The following is a 15,760-nucleotide window of genomic DNA, read 5'->3' as shown; positions in this document are numbered from 1 at the left end:
CCGCCCGCTGCGAGATACGCCAGAAAGCCCATCGGCTCGGCGACCGCCTCACACCTACGTGTGGGTAGCTGCCGTCGGCCGCGACCTCAAGGAAGTGTCTCTCAGATGAACCGGCTGGACTTCGTCGATCAGGCGTCGCTGCGCGACGACATCCCGGTTTTCGGCCCGGGCGACACCATCAACGTGCACGTCAAGGTCATCGAGGGCGCCAAGGAGCGCATCCAGGTGTTCAAGGGCGTGGTGATCCGCCGCCAGGGCGGTGGCATCCGCGAGACCTTCACCGTCCGCAAGGAAAGCTATGGCGTCGGCGTCGAGCGGACCTTCCCGGTGCACTCGCCCAACATCGACCACATCGAGGTCGTGACCCGTGGTGATGTCCGCCGCGCCAAGCTGTACTACCTGCGGGAGCTTCGCGGCAAGAAGGCCAAGATCAAGGAGAAGCGCTGAGCCGGGACGCCTTGGCGGCGCTGGTGATTCGCCTTACGGGTTTCCGGAGCGGATCACTCGCCGGCTTGCCGGGCGACAACCTGTGCTGGCTACGCTGATCACGTGACCGACACCGCGGATTCATCTAACCCCCAGTCCCACGCTGGCGATTCAGATCCGAAGGTCTCTACGCGCAATCCGGAGACGCGCCCCGACGACGCCGCGGCGGCCGACGGGCCGGTTCCCGAACCAGGCCCCGCGGACCAGGCATCCGAACCCGCCGGCGCCAAGCACTCCACGCTGCGCGAATTCGCCCTGCTGGCGGTCATCGCCGTCGTGCTCTACTACGTCATGTTGACCTTCGTGGCGCGGCCCTACCTGATCCCGTCGGAATCCATGGAGCCCACGCTGCACGGCTGCACCGGCTGCGTCGGCGACCGGATCATGGTGGACAAGATCAGCTACCGGTTCAGCGCGCCGAGCCCCGGCGACGTCATCGTCTTCAAGGGGCCGCCTCCCTGGAACCTCGGCTACAAGTCGATCCGGTCGAACAACACCGTGCTGCGCTGGATGCAGAACGCGCTGTCGTTCATCGGCTTCGTCCCGCCGGACGAAAACGACCTGGTGAAGCGGGTTATCGCGGTTGGCGGGCAGACGGTGGCGTGCCGGGCGGAGACCGGGTTGACGGTCGACGGCAAGCCGCTGAAGGAGCCGTACCTGGATCGCAACACCATGGCGGCCGACCCGTCGGTCTACCCGTGCCTGGGCAGTGAGTTCGGGCCGGTCGCCGTCCCGGCCGGGCGGCTGTGGGTGATGGGCGACAACCGGACGCACTCGGCGGATTCGCGCGCCCACTGCACCAGCGTGCCCGCCGAGGCGCTCAAGGGCGTGCTGTGCACGGGCGACCCCACCACGGGGACCGTGCCGGTGTCCAATGTGATCGGCAAGGCCAGGTTCATCGTGTGGCCGCCGTCCCGGTGGGGTGGCGTGGAGTCGGTGAACCCGCAGCAGACTCGGTAGCCATGGCCACGACGTGGCCGCCGCGCACGGTGATCCGGAAGTCGTCAGGGTTGCGCACCCTGGAGTCGGCGCTGTACCGCAACGGGCTGGGCCCGGTGGCCGGCGTCGACGAGGTCGGCCGCGGCGCCTGCGCGGGCCCGCTGGTGGTGGCCGCCTGTGTGCTCGGCCCGGGGCGAATGGAAAGCCTTGCCGCGCTTGATGATTCCAAGAAGCTCACCGAGGCCGCCCGGGAGAAGTTGTTCCCCCTGATCCGCCGCTACGCGTTGGCCTACCACGTGGTGTTCATCCCGCCTGCCGAGGTGGACCGGCGCGGTGTGCACGTCGCCAACATCGAGGGGATGCGCCGCGCCGTCGCCGGGCTGTCCGTGCGGCCGGGCTATGTGCTCAGCGACGGTTTCCGGGTGCCCGGCCTGGCGGTCCCGTCGCTGCCGGTCATCGGTGGTGACGCGGTCGCGGCGTGCATCGCGGCGGCCAGCGTGCTGGCGAAGGTCAGCCGGGACCGGCTGATGGTGGCCATGGAGGCCGATCATCCCGGCTACGGGTTCGCCCTGCACAAGGGCTACAGCACGCCGGCGCACAGCACGGCGCTGGCGCGGCTGGGCCCGTGTCCGGAGCACCGCTATTCGTTCATCAACGTGCGGCGCGTCGCGAACGGATCGGGCACCAGGCTGGTGGCCGACTGCGATCCGGACCCACCGCTGCAGCGCGACGGATATCGGTGAGGAAAGATGGGACCAGGGTCCCGGGGACAGCATGTGGGAGAAGGACGTCTGAGCGGATGAGTGGCAGATGAGCGCAGAAGATCTCGAAAAGTACGAAACCGAGATGGAGCTCTCGCTGTACCGCGAATACAAGGACATCGTCGGCCAGTTCAGCTACGTCGTGGAAACCGAACGGCGCTTCTACCTGGCCAACAGCGTGGAGATGACGCCGCGCAACGCCGACGGCGAGGTCTACTTCGAGCTGCGGCTGTCCGACGCGTGGGTGTGGGACATGTACCGCCCGGCGCGTTTCGTCAAGCAGGTGCGGGTGGTCACCTTCAAGGACGTCAACATCGAAGAGGTCGAGAAGCCCGAGCTGCGGCTCCCCGAATAACCGCCGGTCAGGCGTTCGGGGGCAGCTGGTTTTCCGCGAGGGCGGGCAGCTGGCCGCGTTGCTCGATCACCGCGCGGGCGACCTCGGCCAGTTTGATGTTCAGCGCCTGGGAATGGCGGCGCAGCAGGTCGAAGGCGTCGTCCTCGCTCATGTCGTGCAGCAGCATCAGCATGCCGACCGCCTTGCCGATCTCGCGGTTGCTGAGCAGTCCCCGGCGCAGGCTGGCGGCGTCTTCCCCCTTGGCGACCGCGTTGATGGCGACGCTCGCGAAGGCCGCCAGCACCGCCGCCCGCCCGGCGGACTCGGCGTCGAACATGTTCGGGGTATCGCTGAACAGGTTGAGCGCCGCGCCTTTGCGTTTGTCGACCAGGAGGCGAAATCCCATCGCCCCCCGCACCGGTGTCTCCGCGACCAGCACCGCCGCCAGCTTGGGCCACAGCGACGGCGTGGTGAGGTCGGGATCGATCTGGGGCGTCTCCTCCTCGATCGCATCGATGCACGGGCCGTCGCCGGCGCGGCGTTCCAACTCGTCGACCTGCTGCGCCAGCCGGTCGCTGGCGCCGACGGTGACGTACCGGTCGTTCTCGCGCACCATCAGGCTGGCGTGGTCGCAGCCGCGGATGGCCAGGGTGGCGGCGACACAGATGGCCGCGTACATTTCGTTGGCATCCGAGCCCCGATAGATGATTTCGGCCAGAGCTGCGAAAACCGTCGAGGGGTCGGCTTTCTCCCCGCCAGTCGGGGGCGCGACCGCACGGGCTTTCGCGTTGTCCGCCATGCTGTGCCTCGTTTCCTGCGGTGTTGGCGCTGTGACCCTTCGGTCGCCGTAGATTATCGGTCGCCGGCCCCACCCTTACACGCGGTTTGGCCCGGTCGCAGCGAATCGGTGAGCGACCCGTCCGTCGCCTTTGACCGCGGTGGCGTTTCCGCGCAGGGTTTCGGTTGGGAACGGGAGGGAAGGACGTCTAGATGGGTGTGACCGTCGCGGTGACCGGGCCCACCGGGGAGATCGGCATCTCCGCGGTGACGGCGCTCGAGCGCGAACCGGCCGTCGACGCCATCATCGGGATGGCGCGCCGCCCGTTCGACCCGTCCTCACGCGGCTGGCTCAAGACTACCTATCAGCGGGGCGACATCTTGGACCGCGAGGCCGTCGACGCCGTGGTCGCGCAGGCCGACGTGGTGATCCACCTGGCCTTCATCATCATGGGCTCGCGCGACGAGAGCGCCCGCGTCAACCTGCAGGGCACCCGCAACGTCTTCGAGGCGACGGTGGCCGCCGAGCGGCCGCGGCGCCTGGTCTACACCTCGTCGGTGGCGGCCTACGGCTATCACGCCGACAATCCGGTCCCGCTGACCGAGGACGTGCCGGTGCGCGGGTCCGCCGAGCATTACTACTCCGCGCAGAAGGCCACGTGCGAGGCGATGCTCGCCGACATCACCCGGGATTCGCCGCTGGAGGTCTTCGTCCTGCGGCCGTGCGTGGTCGCCGGGCCCAACGCCACCGCCCTGGCCGACGCCATGCCGTGGAACCAGCTGCCCGGCCCGATCCGCGCCGTCGTCAAGGCGCTCAAGGCCGTTCCCCTGCTGAAACCGGTGGTGCCGGATCCGGGTGTCGGGCTGCAGCTGGTTCACCACGACGACGTCGCCTCCGCGATCGCGCTGGCGGCCACCGCACCGGCGCCGCCGGGGGCCTACAACATCGCCGGCGACGGCGTGGTGTCGGTGGCCGACGTGGCCAAGGCCCTGGGCGCGCGGTCGGTCCGGGTTCCCGCCGTCGCGGCCTCGGCGGCCTCGGCGGCGATTTCGCGCGTTCCGCTGATGCCGGCGATGCTGGAATGGCTGCACACCGCGCGCACGTCGATGGTCATGGACACCACCAAGGCCAAGACCCAACTGGGCTGGCGGCCGCTCTACTCCTCGGCGCAGGCCCTGGCGGCGCTGGCTTCCGCGGTCTGAACGGTCTGAGGGGTCTGAGGCCCCCGCCAAGCGGTAATTTGATGCTGTGAGGTCTCACCGCTCGGCCGTGTCCGGGCCTGCCGCCGTCGACTACGACGAACACGCGGTCACCGTCACGCCCCGCAAGCGCGAGGCGGCGGGCGTTCGGGCGGTGATGGTCTCGCTGCAACGCGGGTTCGAGCAGATGGGCGCGCTGCGCACCGCGGCGGTGCTGGCCCGGCTCAACCAACGCAACGGCTTCGACTGCCCCGGGTGCGCGTGGCCCGAGGAGCACGGCGGTCGCAAGCTGGCCGAGTTCTGCGAGAACGGCGCCAAGGCCGTCGCCGAGGAGGCCACGAAGCGCACCGTCACACCGGAGTTCTTCGCCCGGCACTCGGTCGCCGAGCTGTCCGCGAAGCCCGAGTATTGGCTGTCCCAGCAGGGCAGGCTCACCCACCCCATGGTGTTGCGTCCCGGTGACGACCACTACCGGCCGATCGGCTGGGACGCCGCCTACCGGCTGATCGCCGACCAGCTCGGCGCCCTGGACAGCCCCGATGAGGCGGTGTTCTACACGTCGGGCCGCACCAGCAACGAGGCCGCGTTCTGCTACCAGCTGCTGGTCCGGTCGTTCGGCACGAACAACCTGCCCGACTGCTCCAACATGTGCCACGAGTCCTCGGGCTCGGCGCTCACCGAGTCGATCGGCATCGGCAAGGGTTCGGTCACCGTCGAGGACGTCGAGCTGGCCGACCTGATCGTCATCGCCGGACAAAACCCGGGCACCAACCACCCGCGGATGCTGTCGGTGTTGGAAAAGGCAAAGGCCAACGGCGCCAACATCATTGCGGTGAACCCGCTGCCCGAGGCCGGGCTGATCCGGTTCAAGGACCCGCAGAAGGTGCATGGCGTCGTCGGGCACGGCATCCCGATCGCCGACGAATTCGTGCAGATCCGCCTGGGCGGTGACATGGCGCTGTTCGCCGGGCTGGGCAGGCTGCTGCTGGAGGCCGACGACCGCGCCCCGGGGACCGTCATCGACACCGCGTTCGTCGACGCGCATTGCGCCGGGTTCGACGAATACCGGCGCCGAACCCTCGACATCGACCTCGACGACGTGTTCGCCGCCACCGGCATCGAACGCCGACAGCTCGACCGCGTCGCCGACATGCTGATGGCGTCGCGGCGGACGGTGGTGTGCTGGGCGATGGGCCTGACGCAGCACGCGCACGCGGTGGCCACCATCGGCGAGATCACCAACCTGCTGCTGCTGCGGGGCATGATCGGCAAGCCGGGCGCCGGGGTGTGCCCGGTGCGCGGACATTCGAACGTGCAGGGCGACCGCACGATGGGCATCTGGGAGCAGATGCCCGAGGAGTTTCTGGCCGCCCTGGATGATCGGTTCGGCATCGCCACTCCCCGCAAGCACGGGTATGACACCGTGGCCGCGATCCGGGCGATGCGCGACGGGCGGGCGAAGGTGTTCGTGGGTATGGGCGGCAACTTCGCCTCGGCCACCCCCGACACCGTCGTCACCGAGGCCGCCCTGCGCAATTGCGCGCTGACCGTGCAGATCTCGACCAAACTCAACCGCAGCCATCTCGTGCACGGGAATACGGCGCTGATCCTGCCCACCCTCGGCCGCACCGACCGCGACGTTCGAGGTGGGCGCAAACAGGTTGTCTCGGTTGAGGATTCGATGTCGATGGTGCACCTGTCCCGCGGCAGCCTGCACCCGCCCAGCGACCAGGTGCGCAGCGAGGTGGAAATCGTGTGCCGGCTGGCCCGCACGCTTCTCGGTGCGGCGCACCCGGTTCCGTGGGAGAGCTTCGCCGCCGACTACGACACCATCCGCGACGCGATCGCCGCGGTGGTCCCCGGCTGCGCCGATTACAACCGCAAGGTGCGTGCGCCCGACGGATTCCAGCTGCCGCACCCGCCGCGTGACACGCGCGAATTCCACACCAGCACGGGGCGGGCCAACTTCGCCGTCAACCCGCTGCAATGGGTGCCGGTGCCCGAGGGCCGGCTGGTGCTGCAGACCATACGCAGCCACGACCAGTACAACACCACGATCTACGGCCTCGACGACCGTTATCGCGGGGTGAAGGGCGGGCGCCGCGTGGTGTTCATCAACCCCGCCGACATCGACGCGCTGGGCCTGACCCCGGGAGGGCGCGTCGATCTGGTGTCGGAGTGGACGGACGCCGAGGGCCGGCTTCAGGAACGGCGCGCGAAAGACTTTCTGGTGGTTGCGTATTCGACTCCCGTCGGCAACGCCGCGTCCTACTATCCCGAGACCAACCCGCTGGTTCCGCTCGATCACACTGCGGCGAAGTCGAACACCCCGGTGTCGAAGGCCGTCGTCATCCGGGTGGAGCCCGCCGCCGGCGGTGAAACCGCGTAGTGGGGCACGTAACGTCACGCCGGCGGGTCACGCATCTGACCGCCGAGAAGGCGATCACCCGGCCGGAGACCCTGGTCGTCGAGGAGCCCTTGGAGATCCGGGTCGACGGCGCGGCGGTCACCGTGACGATGCGCACGCCGGGCGCGGACATCGAACTCGCCCAAGGCTTTCTGCTCACCGAAGGGGTCATCGGCGGCCGCGACGACATCCACAGCATCCGTTACTGCGCCGGGCGTGACGACGACGGCGCCAACACCTACAACGTGCTGGACGTGACGCTGGCGCCCGGGGTGCCCAAACCCGACCTCGACGTCACCCGCAACTTCTACACCACCTCGTCGTGCGGGGTCTGCGGCAAGGCGTCCCTGGATGCGGTGCGGTTGAGCAGCCGGTTCACCCCGGGTGCCGATCCCGCGACCGTAGCCCCGGCCACGCTGAAGGCGATGCCGGACCAACTACGTTCCGCGCAAAAGGTTTTCGAGAGCACCGGCGGGTTGCACGCGGCCGCGCTGTTCGGCGTCGACGGCACGATGCTGGTGGTGCGCGAGGACGTAGGCAGGCACAACGCGGTCGACAAGGTGATCGGCTGGGCGCTGGAGCATCGGCGGGTGCCGCTGGCAGCCTCGGTGTTGCTGGTCAGCGGGCGGGCATCCTTCGAGTTGACGCAGAAGGCCGTAATGGCTGGGATTCCGGTGCTGGCGGCCGTCTCCGCGCCGTCATCGCTGGCGGTCTCGCTGGCCGAGGAGTCCGGCATCACGCTGGTGGCGTTCCTGCGCGAGGACTCGATGAACATCTACACCAGGGCCGACCGCATCGCGTGACCCCGTGTCGCCCGGCCTCCTGTGGATGGAGGCCGCACTGGGGATAACCCGCGGGCCCGGGCGGTCGCGGCCCGCGACGGCGGCCCGGCCCGTCGGCCCCGGCGGGCACCGTGGCCCGCATGACAACCGAAATGACGATGACCCGGATCCAGCTGGGGGCCATGGGCGAGGCGCTCGCCGTGGACCACCTGACGCGGGCGGGATTGCGGATCCTGCACCGCAACTGGCGCTGCCGCTACGGCGAACTCGACATCATCGCCTGCGACCGCGCCGGCACGGCGGTGTTCGTCGAGGTCAAGACCCGCACCGGCGACGGCTACGGGGGACTGGCGCACGCGGTGACCCCGCGCAAGGTCCGGCGGTTGCGCAGGCTGGCCGGGCTGTGGCTGGCCGGCCAGGACCGGCGGTGGGCGGCGATCCGCATCGACGTGATCGGCGTGCGGGTCGGACGCCGGCGCACCCCGGAGATCACCCACCTGCAAGGTGTCGGCTGATGGCGCTGGGGCGCGCGTTCTCCGTCGCGGTGCGCGGCGTGGACGGCGAGATCGTGGAGATCGAAGCCGACATCACGTCCGGACTGCCGGGCGTGCACCTGGTGGGTCTGCCCGACGCCGCGCTGCAGGAGTCGCGCGACCGGGTCCGGGCCGCGGTCACCAATTGCGGCAACGACTGGCCCATGGCGCGGCTCACGCTGGCGTTGTCGCCGGCGACGCTGCCGAAAATGGGCAGCGTGTACGACATCGCCCTGGCCGCGGCGGTGCTCTCGGCGCAGCGAAAAAACCCGTGGGACCGGCTGGAGAAGACCGTGCTGCTGGGCGAGCTTTCGCTGGACGGGCGGGTCCGGCCGGTGCGCGGGGTGCTGCCCGCCGTGCTCGCCGCCAAGCGCGACGGATGGCCGGCCGTGGTGGTCCCGGCGGACAACCTCGCCGAGGCCAGCCTGGTGGACGGCATCGACGTGTGGGGCGTGCGGACCCTGGGGCAGCTGAAGAAATGGCTCGGCGGCACCGGCGCCCTGCACAACCGGGTCAATCCGGACCGCACGCCGGAGGAGCCGGTGGTGGACCTGGTCGACGTGGTCGGCCAGACGCAGGCGCGCTTCGCGGTGGAGGTGGCCGCCGCCGGCGCGCACCACCTCATGCTCACCGGGCCGCCCGGTGTGGGCAAAACGATGCTGGCGCAACGCCTTCCGGGCCTGCTACCGCCGCTGTCGGAGAGCGAGTCGCTGGAGGTCACCGCGATCCACTCGGTGGCCGGGCTGCTGTCGGGGGACACACCGTTGATCACCCGGGCGCCGTTCGTGGCGCCCCACCACAGTTCCAGCGTGGCGGCCCTGGTCGGCGGGGGCTCCGGGATGGCGCGACCGGGCGCCGTCAGCCGGGCCCACCGCGGGGTGCTGTTCCTCGACGAGTGCGCCGAGATCCGGGTCAGCGCTTTAGAGGCCTTGCGAACACCGTTGGAGGACGGCGAGATTCGCCTCGCCCGCCGCGACGGGGTGGCGTGCTATCCGGCCCGGTTCCAGCTGGTGCTGGCCGCCAACCTGTGCCCGTGCGCGCCGGCCGATCCGCGGGACTGCATGTGCCCGGCGGCGACCAAACGCCGCTACCTGGGCAAGTTGTCCGGGCCGTTGCTGGACCGCGTGGACCTGCGGGTGCAGATGGATCCGGTGCGGGCGACGGCGTTCTCGGGTCGCGACGGCGAATCCACGGCACAGGTGCGTCAGCGGGTGGCGGCCGCCCGTGCGGCCGCCGCGCAGCGCTGGCAGCCGCACGGCTTTCGCACCAATGCCGAAGTCAGCGGGACCCTGCTGCGCCGAAAGTTCCGCCCCAGCAAAGCGGCGATGGAGCCGCTGCAAAGGGCGCTGGATCGCGGCCTGATCAGCATCCGGGGCCTCGACCGCACGCTGCGGGTCGCGTGGAGCCTGGCCGACCTGGCGGGCCGCACGTCGCCCGGGCTCGACGAGGTCGCCGCCGCACTGAGCTTTCGCCAGCCGGGGACGCAGCGGTGAGCGCCCCGACCGGCCGGCAGCGCGCGCTGCGGGCGTGGGCGTATCTGTCCCGGGTGGCCGAACCGCCCTGCGCCGGGCTCGCCGCCCTGGCGCGGCGTGTCGGCCCGGTCGAGGCGGCCGAGCGGGTCCGGCGGGGCGCGGTCGACGACGTCCTGGCCCGGCACACCGAGGCCAGGCGCGACATCGACACGTCGGCGGCCGATCTCGAGGCGATCGCCCGGCGGGGCGGCCGGTTGATCACGCCCGACGACGACGAGTGGCCGGTGCTGGCGTTCGCCGCGTTCGGCGGCGCCGAAGCACGGCGGCGCGGCGGCCCGCCGATGGTGTTGTGGGCGCAGGGGCCCGCCCGACTCGACGAGGTCGCGCAGCGGGCCGCCGCCGTGGTGGGGACGCGCGCCTCGACGGCCTATGGCGAGCAGATGGCCGCCGAACTCGCCGCCGACCTGGCGCAACGCGACGTGGCCGTCGTCTCGGGCGGTGCCTACGGCATCGACGGCGCCGCCCACCGGGCCGTGCTGGATTGCGACGGGATCACCGTGGCGGTCCTCGCGGGCGGGCTCGACGTCCCCTACCCGGCCGGTCACACCGCGCTGCTGCACCGCATCGGCCAGCACGGGCTGTTGTTCACCGAATACGCCCCCGGCGTCCGCCCGGCCCGTCACCGGTTCCTGACCCGCAATCGCCTGGTGGCCGCCGTCTCCGGCGCGGCGGTGGTGGTGGAAGCGGGCCTGCGCAGCGGCGCGGCGAACACCGCGGCCTGGGCGCGGGCGCTGGGGCGGGTGGTGGCCGCGGTGCCCGGACCCGTGACCTCGTCGGCGTCGGCGGGTTGCCACGCGCTGCTGCGCGACGGCGCCGAGCTGGTCACCCGCGCCGAGCACATCGTCGAGCTGATCGGCCACATCGGCGAACTGGCGCCGGACGAGCCGCGGCCGGTCACGCCGTTGGACGGCCTGAGCGAGGCCGAGCGCCGGGTATACGAGGCGTTGCCGGGCCGCGGCGCCGCCACGGTCGACGAGATCGCGGTCGCGTCGGGGCTGGTGCCCGAGCAGGTGCTGGGGCCGCTGGCGATGCTCGAGCTGGCCGGGTTGGTGCAGCGCCAGGACGGGCTGTGGCGAATCGTCCGGGCGACCGCGGGCCACGCTGCGTCAACGCCGCGGCTCGTATAGTCGAGGCGGGTCGGGCGTCGGACAGGAGGACACGTGGCAGGTCGACCGCTGCAATGCTTCGAAGTTGTCGGTACCGAGCAGCTCACCCCGCACATGGTGCGGGTGGTGCTGCGGGGCAAGAATTTTGACGCCTTCGTGCCCAGCAAGTTCACCGACTCCTACGTCAAGCTGGCGTTCGTCGCCGACGACGTGGACGTCGCCGGTCTTCCCGAGCCGCTCACCCTCGACAGCTTCGCCGGTCTGCCCCCGGAGAAGAGGCCCACGGTGCGCACCCTCACCGTCCGGCACGTCGACGTCGAGGCCCGCCAGATCGCGCTGGACATCGTCGTGCACGGCGAGCACGGGACGGCCGGCCAGTGGGCGGCCACCGCCCAGCCCGGCCAGCCGATCTACCTGATGGGCCCCGGCGGCGCCTACACGCCGGACCCCGCCGCCGACTGGCACCTGCTGGCCGGCGACGAATCGGCGCTGCCGGCCATCGCCGCGGCCCTGGAGGCGTTGCCGCCCAGCGCGGTCGGGAAGGCGTTCATCGAGGTGGCGGGGCCGGAGGACGAGATCCCGCTGACCGCACCGGATGGCGTCGAGGTGCACTGGGTGTATCGCGGCGGACGCGCCGACCTGGTGCCCGAGGACCGCGCCGGCGATCACGCCCCGCTGATCGAGGCCGTCACCAGCGCCCCGTGGCTGCCGGGGCAGGTGCACGTGTTCATCCACGGCGAGGCGCAGGCGGTCATGCACAACCTGCGGCCCTACATCCGCAAGGAGCGGGGCGTGGACGCGAAATGGGCGTCGTCCATCTCGGGTTACTGGCGCCGCGGCCGCACCGAAGAGACGTTCCGCCAGTGGAAGAAAGAACTCGCCCAGTCAGAATCCGAGGCGGAGGCGGCGAACTCGTCCGCCTGACGGCTCGACTGGCATTCTCTTTTCCATGGCATTCGCGGACTACCAGAACGAGATCTACTTCAAGGGCCTGGGCGGAATCGCGCCCGCGCTGCCGATGGCCTTCGCGGAGTTGGAGGCCCGCGCCGAGCGGGCGATGTCGCCGTCGGTGTGGTCGTACGTCGCCGGCGGCGCCGGTGACGAACGCACGCAGCGGGCCAACCGGGAGGCGTTCGATCGCTGGGGCCTGATCCCGCGCATGTTCGTCGGCGCCGCCGACCGCGACCTGTCGGTCCAGATGTTCGGCCTGACCTTGCCGTCGCCGGTGTTCATGGCGCCGATCGGCGTCATCGGCATCTGCGCCCAAGACGGCCACGGCGACCTGGCCACCGCGCGCGCGGCCGCGAAAACCGGTGTGCCGATGGTGGTTTCGACGCTGACCGCCGACCCGATGGAAGACGTCGCCGCCCAGTTCGGCGATACCCCCGGCTTCTTCCAGCTGTACACGCCGAAGGATCGTGACCTGGCCGCCAGCCTCGTGCGGCGGGCCGAAGCCGCCGGCTTCCAGGGCATCATCGTCACCCTCGACACCTGGATTCCCGGGTGGCGCCCGCGCGACCTGTCCACGGCCAACTTCCCCCAATTGCGGGGGCTCTGCCTGAGCAACTACACCAGCGATCCGATCTTCCGCGCCGGCCTGCAGCGCCCGCCCGAGGAGGACCCGCAAGGCACCGTGCTGCAGTGGATCACGACCTTCGGAAACCCGTTGACCTGGGACGACCTCGAATGGCTGCGGTCGCTGACCGACCTGCCGCTGATCATCAAGGGCATCTGCCATCCCGACGACGCCCGGCGGGCCAAGGACGGCGGCGTCGACGGCATCTACTGCTCCACCCACGGTGGGCGCCAGGCCAACGGCGGCCTGCCCGCGCTGGACTGCCTGCCGGGCGTGGTCGAGGCGGCCGACGGGCTGCCCGTGCTGTTCGATTCGGGCGTGCGCAGCGGGGCCGACGTCGTCAAGGCGCTCGCGCTGGGCGCGACGGCCGTGGGTATCGGCCGGCCCTACGCCTACGGCCTGGCGCTCGGCGGCGACGACGGCATCGTGCACGTGCTGCGCTCGATCCTCGCCGAGGCGGACCTCATCATGGCCGTCGACGGCTATCCCACGCTCAAAGATCTCACCCCGGACACGCTGCGGCGCGTCGGCTAGAGCGCCCCGGCCGGCCCTGCGACCGTGGGGGAGTGCAGGCGATCCTCGAGGAGTTCGACGAATACCTGGATTTGCAGTGCCTGCGTTCGGCGCACACCCGCCGCGCCTACCTGGGCGACCTGCGCTCGCTGCTCGCGTTCGCGGCGGAGCGCGGCGTCGGCCTGGACGGGTTGAGCCTGCCGCTGCTGCGCTCGTGGTTGTCCGCCGCGGCCGCGGCCGGCGTCGCCCGCACGACACTGGCCCGGCGCACCTCGGCGGTCAAGGCGTTCACCGCCTGGGCCGTCCGGCGTGGCCTGCTGGACACGGATCCGGCCGCGCGGCTTCAGGTTCCCAAGGCGCACCGCACCCTGCCCGCGGTGCTGCGCCAGGACCAGGCCCTCGACGCCCTGGCCGCCGCCAAATCCGGTGCGCAGCAAGGTGAGCCGATGGCCCTGCGGGACCGGCTCATCGTCGAGATGCTGTATGCCACCGGGATCCGCGTCAGCGAGCTGTGCGGCCTGGACATCGACGACGTGGACACCCGGCATCGGCTGGTCCGCGTGCTGGGCAAGGGCAACAAGCAGCGCAGCGTGCCGTTCGGGGCGCCGGCCGCCGAGGCGCTCGACGCGTGGCTGGCCGACGGGCGTCCCGCCCTGGTGAACGCCGCGTCGGGCCCGGCGCTGCTGCTGGGCGCGCGGGGACGCCGGATCGACGTTCGCCAGGCCCGCACGGTGGTGCACCAGACCGTCGCCGCGGTGGACGGCGCGCCGGACATGGGTCCGCACGGCCTGCGGCACAGTGCGGCCACACACCTCCTCGAAGGGGGCGCCGACCTGCGCGTCGTCCAGGAGCTGCTCGGCCATTCCAGCCTGGCGACCACGCAGCTCTACACCCACGTCGCGGTGTCCCGGCTGCGCGCCGTGCACGACCAAGCCCACCCCCGCGCCTGAGCGCCGCCGCGGCCCGGGCGACGGGCCGGCGTCGTCACACGTCGCGTCGCACCAGTCCCATCGGCCACACCAGGCGCTGGCGGAGGGCGCACTGCGAGTGCCCACCTCCGAGCGACAACACGTTTTCGCAGGTCATGGGGCCGCCCGAGATTGTCGCTCGGAGGTGGGCGCAACGCCTGTCCACCCGCGCAGCGACGCGTGTGGCGCCTGTTACCCATGTTGCGCGGCGTCGCCCGGCGGCCGCAGCGGCTTGAGCCGGATCGGCGTCGACCTCAGCAGGCCCAGCGGATCGACATAGTGGGCCCCCGACGCCGGACCCCACATCGCGCCCCAGTGCAAACACGCCGCGACCCGGCACCCCGGGTGGCCGGCCATCAACGTCCCGATCACGGTCCCGGCCGCCACCGACTGCCCGGCCCGCACGGCCGCCCACACCGGCTCGTAGCTGGTGCGCAAGCCCCCGGGATGCGCCAGCGACACCACCGGCCGCCCCGCCAGCAGCCCGGCGAAGACCACGGTGGCCGCGCCCGCCGCGTACACCGGCTGACCGGCGGCGCCGGCCAGGTCCACACCGCGGTGGCCGGGATGCCAATCCTGCACGGGGGCATCGAACGCCCGGGTGACGGCCGGCGGCGGGCGCAACGGCCAGTCCAGGCGATCGTCGTCGGCCGCCGCCGGCACCGCGCTGACCAGGGCCGCACCCAACGTCAGCGCCATCCACCGCATCCAGGCAGTTCAGCGCGGCCCGCCCGGCCACGCCACCCGGCCGCACCGGCACTGTGGACGGCGACGCCGCCTGGGGAAGCGTGGCAAAAGCACCCGCCGAACCGGTGTAAACTGCTGGTCGCAGCTCGTCCGCGGGCTGACTTCGCGCGTCCGCATCGCGTCTCCGGTTCCACGAGGAGAACGCAATCGCGTGCCGGGCGGTCCCGACCGGATTTTCCGGACGGGTCCGGCATCGCAGCAGGCGCCAGGGCCCGGCTTCACCCGATGCCAGGCGACAACCGACACAAGTAAGGCACAACCATGGCCGTCGTAACCATGAAGCAGCTGCTCGACAGCGGCACCCACTTCGGGCACCAGACCCGCCGGTGGAATCCCAAGATGAAGCGGTTCATCTTCACCGACCGCAACGGCATCTACATCATCGACCTGCAGCAGACGCTGACCTTCATCGACCAGGCGTACGAGTTCGTCAAGGAGACCGTCGCCCACGGCGGCACCGTCCTGTTCGTCGGCACCAAGAAGCAGGCGCAGGAATCCGTCGCCGCCGAGGCGACCCGCGTCGGCATGCCCTACGTCAACCAGCGCTGGCTGGGCGGCATGCTGACCAACTTCTCCACCGTGCACAAGCGGCTGCAGCGCCTCAAGGAGCTCGAGGCGATGGAGCAGACCGGTGGCTTCGAGGGCCGCACCAAGAAGGAAATCTTGATGCTGACCCGCGAGAAGAACAAGCTGGACCGCAGCCTTGGCGGTATCCGCGACATGGCCAAGGTGCCGTCGGCCATCTGGGTCGTCGACACCAACAAGGAGCACATCGCCGTCGGCGAGGCCCGCAAGCTCGGCATCCCGGTCATCGCGATCCTGGACACCAACTGCGACCCCGACGAGGTCGACTACCCGATCCCGGGCAACGACGACGCGATCCGGTCGGCCGCGTTGCTGACCAAGGTCATCGCCTCCGCCGTCGCCGAGGGCCTGCAGGCCCGCGCCGGGGTCGGCCGCGGCGACGGCAAGCCCGAGGCCGAGGCCGCCGAGCCGCTGCCCGAATGGGAGCAGGAGCTGCTGGCCTCCGCTGCTGCCAGCGCCCCCACCGACGCCGCTGCGGGCACCCCCGAACCAACCACCACTGAATCCTCCTAGG

At 71.0% G+C, this 15,760-nt stretch carries 14 protein-coding genes and 2 pseudogenes; 14 read left to right on the top strand and 2 right to left on the bottom strand.

All coding sequences use genetic code 11. From position 1 onward, the window contains the following. The first annotated feature begins 105 nt into the window (after nucleotides 1-105). From rplS to OCQ_RS18085, 4 genes and pseudogenes are all read left to right on the top strand, one after another. Complete coding sequence (gene rplS, locus OCQ_RS18100) at nucleotides 106-447, top strand: 50S ribosomal protein L19 (RefSeq protein WP_007775353.1); 342 nt, start codon at nucleotides 106-108, stop codon at nucleotides 445-447. Between the two features lie 102 nt (nucleotides 448-549). Next, nucleotides 550-1,446 carry a signal peptidase I gene (gene lepB / locus OCQ_RS18095; RefSeq protein ID WP_014385462.1) on the top strand — a complete coding sequence of 299 codons (897 nt, stop codon included), beginning with the start codon at nucleotides 550-552 and terminating at the stop codon, nucleotides 1,444-1,446. 2 nt (nucleotides 1,447-1,448) lie between these two features. Beyond that, a pseudogene (locus OCQ_RS18090) lies at nucleotides 1,449-2,220 on the top strand (ribonuclease HII). 15 nt (nucleotides 2,221-2,235) lie between these two features. Next, the gene (locus OCQ_RS18085) at nucleotides 2,236-2,541 is read left to right on the top strand and encodes a DUF2469 domain-containing protein (protein ID WP_003875077.1); all 306 of its coding nucleotides are present in this window, start codon (nucleotides 2,236-2,238) and stop codon (nucleotides 2,539-2,541) included. 7 nt (nucleotides 2,542-2,548) lie between these two features. On the opposite strand, the gene OCQ_RS18080 is transcribed toward OCQ_RS18085, so the two are convergent. Further along, nucleotides 2,549-3,319, bottom strand: coding sequence for a GAF and ANTAR domain-containing protein (locus OCQ_RS18080; RefSeq protein WP_009955198.1), 771 nt, complete (start codon nucleotides 3,317-3,319; stop codon nucleotides 2,549-2,551). A gap of 191 nt (nucleotides 3,320-3,510) precedes the next feature. On the opposite strand from OCQ_RS18080, the gene OCQ_RS18075 reads away from it, so the two are divergent. From OCQ_RS18075 to OCQ_RS18035, 9 genes are all read left to right on the top strand, one after another. Further along, nucleotides 3,511-4,500, top strand: coding sequence for an NAD-dependent epimerase/dehydratase family protein (locus OCQ_RS18075; protein WP_014380694.1), 990 nt, complete (start codon nucleotides 3,511-3,513; stop codon nucleotides 4,498-4,500). Nucleotides 4,501-4,546: 46 nt separating this feature from the next. Next, on the top strand, nucleotides 4,547-6,886 hold the full coding sequence (locus OCQ_RS18070; protein WP_029384859.1) for an FdhF/YdeP family oxidoreductase: 2,340 nt from the start codon (nucleotides 4,547-4,549) through the stop codon (nucleotides 6,884-6,886). Further along, the gene (fdhD, locus tag OCQ_RS18065; RefSeq protein ID WP_009955202.1) at nucleotides 6,886-7,707 is read left to right on the top strand and encodes a formate dehydrogenase accessory sulfurtransferase FdhD; all 822 of its coding nucleotides are present in this window, start codon (nucleotides 6,886-6,888) and stop codon (nucleotides 7,705-7,707) included. The genes OCQ_RS18070 and fdhD overlap by 1 nt, the downstream gene beginning before the upstream one ends. 119 nt (nucleotides 7,708-7,826) lie before the next feature. Continuing rightward, nucleotides 7,827-8,201, top strand: coding sequence for a YraN family protein (locus tag OCQ_RS18060; protein ID WP_051019746.1), 375 nt, complete (start codon nucleotides 7,827-7,829; stop codon nucleotides 8,199-8,201). Next, nucleotides 8,201-9,712: a YifB family Mg chelatase-like AAA ATPase gene (locus tag OCQ_RS18055; RefSeq protein WP_014380692.1), complete on the top strand. Its 1,512-nt coding sequence runs from the start codon at nucleotides 8,201-8,203 to the stop codon at nucleotides 9,710-9,712. Before OCQ_RS18060 ends, OCQ_RS18055 begins: the two co-directional genes overlap by 1 nt. A gap of 26 nt (nucleotides 9,713-9,738) precedes the next feature. Continuing rightward, nucleotides 9,739-10,878 (top strand): DNA-processing protein DprA, encoded by a 1,140-nt coding sequence (gene dprA, locus OCQ_RS18050; protein ID WP_179960104.1) that lies wholly within the window; start codon nucleotides 9,739-9,741, stop codon nucleotides 10,876-10,878. 33 nt (nucleotides 10,879-10,911) lie between these two features. After that, the gene (locus OCQ_RS18045; RefSeq protein ID WP_008258817.1) at nucleotides 10,912-11,781 is read left to right on the top strand and encodes a siderophore-interacting protein; all 870 of its coding nucleotides are present in this window, start codon (nucleotides 10,912-10,914) and stop codon (nucleotides 11,779-11,781) included. A 25-nt stretch (nucleotides 11,782-11,806) separates the two neighbouring features. Further along, a complete protein-coding gene (locus OCQ_RS18040; protein WP_014385459.1) occupies nucleotides 11,807-12,967 on the top strand; it encodes a lactate 2-monooxygenase in 1,161 nt (386 codons plus the stop codon). Nucleotides 12,968-12,999: 32 nt separating this feature from the next. Next, complete coding sequence (locus OCQ_RS18035) at nucleotides 13,000-13,896, top strand: tyrosine recombinase XerC (RefSeq protein WP_008258813.1); 897 nt, start codon at nucleotides 13,000-13,002, stop codon at nucleotides 13,894-13,896. A gap of 231 nt (nucleotides 13,897-14,127) precedes the next feature. On the opposite strand, the pseudogene OCQ_RS18030 reads toward OCQ_RS18035, so the two are convergent. Further along, nucleotides 14,128-14,583: pseudogene (locus tag OCQ_RS18030) on the bottom strand (M23 family metallopeptidase); the annotation flags it as partial. Nucleotides 14,584-14,922: 339 nt separating this feature from the next. Here OCQ_RS18030 and rpsB point away from each other — a divergent pair. Further along, a complete protein-coding gene (gene rpsB / locus OCQ_RS18025) occupies nucleotides 14,923-15,759 on the top strand; it encodes a 30S ribosomal protein S2 (RefSeq protein ID WP_008258810.1) in 837 nt (278 codons plus the stop codon). The last annotated feature ends 1 nt before the right edge of the window (nucleotide 15,760 follow it).

It is taken from the genome of Mycobacterium paraintracellulare, from assembly GCF_000276825.1.
Classification (GTDB): domain Bacteria; phylum Actinomycetota; class Actinomycetes; order Mycobacteriales; family Mycobacteriaceae; genus Mycobacterium; species Mycobacterium intracellulare.
The sequence above is the reverse complement of the archived record's forward strand: the minus strand, read 5'-3'. Positions and strand labels throughout refer to the sequence as shown.

Coding starts and splice junctions, on each gene's coding strand:
- rplS (WP_007775353.1), top strand. CDS start 106: ATGAACCGGCTGGACTTCGTCGATCAGGCGTCGCTGCGCGACGACATC.
- OCQ_RS18085 (WP_003875077.1), top strand. CDS start 2,236: ATGAGCGCAGAAGATCTCGAAAAGTACGAAACCGAGATGGAGCTCTCG.
- OCQ_RS18080 (WP_009955198.1), bottom strand. CDS start 3,319: ATGGCGGACAACGCGAAAGCCCGTGCGGTCGCGCCCCCGACTGGCGGG.
- OCQ_RS18075 (WP_014380694.1), top strand. CDS start 3,511: ATGGGTGTGACCGTCGCGGTGACCGGGCCCACCGGGGAGATCGGCATC.
- OCQ_RS18060 (WP_051019746.1), top strand. CDS start 7,827: ATGACAACCGAAATGACGATGACCCGGATCCAGCTGGGGGCCATGGGC.
- OCQ_RS18055 (WP_014380692.1), top strand. CDS start 8,201: ATGGCGCTGGGGCGCGCGTTCTCCGTCGCGGTGCGCGGCGTGGACGGC.
- OCQ_RS18040 (WP_014385459.1), top strand. CDS start 11,807: ATGGCATTCGCGGACTACCAGAACGAGATCTACTTCAAGGGCCTGGGC.
- rpsB (WP_008258810.1), top strand. CDS start 14,923: ATGGCCGTCGTAACCATGAAGCAGCTGCTCGACAGCGGCACCCACTTC.